Source organism: Pseudomonas sp. NPDC087346, assembly GCF_044744235.1.
GTDB lineage: Bacteria > Pseudomonadota > Gammaproteobacteria > Pseudomonadales > Pseudomonadaceae > Aquipseudomonas.
On the sequence record NZ_JBIUXX010000143.1, the window covers coordinates 1 to 1,027 of the forward strand.

Sequence of the window (1,027 nt, forward strand, 5' to 3'; positions counted from 1 at the left end):
CCATCTAGAGGCCCTGTCCCCGCAGCGGATCGTTGTACTTACCGGCGAATTCCACCGCACGGATCTGCAACACCTTGGAACCGAGGCTGGCCATTTCCAGCATCTCTTCGAAGGTGATCTTGTCCAGACGCTGAGCCACGGATACCACACGCGGGTCGGTGGTGTAGACACCGTCGACGTCGGTGTATATCTGGCATTCGTCAGCTTTCAGTGCTGCGGCCAGCGCCACGCCGGTAGTGTCGGAACCGCCACGACCGAGGGTGGTGATGTTGCCGTGCTCGTCGACGCCCTGGAAACCGGCGACAACCACTACGCGACCGGCCTTCAGATCACCGCGAATCTTCTGGTCATCAATCTGCAAGATACGCGCTTTATTGTGCGCGCTGTCCGTCAGAATCCGCACCTGGTTGCCGGTGTACGAAACTGCCGGCACGCCACGCTTGATCAGCGCCATAGCCAACAGGGCAATCGTCACCTGCTCACCGGTGGAAACAATCACGTCCAGTTCACGCGGAACCGGTTGCTCGTCGCCACTGATTTGCTTGGCCAGATCGATCAGACGGTTGGTTTCGCCGCTCATTGCAGACAGCACGACCACCAGGTCATCGCCGGCATCGCGGAATTTCTTAACCTTGTCGGCGACCTGCTCGATTCTCTCGACAGTGCCAACTGAGGTGCCTCCAAATTTCTGTACGATCAAAGCCATTTCAAAGCCGCCTCTGCCCATGAAGGGCGCGCAATAATCACTCAAACAGCCGTCGCGCCGGCCACTAGACTGCGGGCGCGACGGACTGCCTTATAAACCCTGCTCTACAAATGGGACGGTCAGCGCCAATGCGCCATCCAGTGCGCCGGCGTCGACACCGCCGCCCTGCGCCATGTCCGGACGACCACCGCCCTTCCCGCCCACTGCCGCAGCAGCCTGCTTCATCAAACCCCCGGTTTTTTGTTGGCCCGTCTGGTCCTTGGTCCCGCCGGGCCAACTCAAAGCGGGTGTTTTGATGAAGCTGGCTGCTGCGGCAGTGGG

At 60.3% G+C, this 1,027-nt stretch carries 1 protein-coding gene and 1 pseudogene; both read right to left on the bottom strand.

The features are described from left to right. Window positions 1–19 precede the first annotated feature (19 nt). Window positions 20–706: pseudogene (locus ACIOZM_RS31460) on the bottom strand (aspartate kinase); the annotation flags it as partial. Between the two features lie 90 nt (window positions 707–796). Further along, window positions 797–1,027, bottom strand: a 231-nt coding sequence (locus ACIOZM_RS31465; protein WP_401221516.1) for a DHHA1 domain-containing protein, incomplete at its 5' end; no start/stop codon positions are given.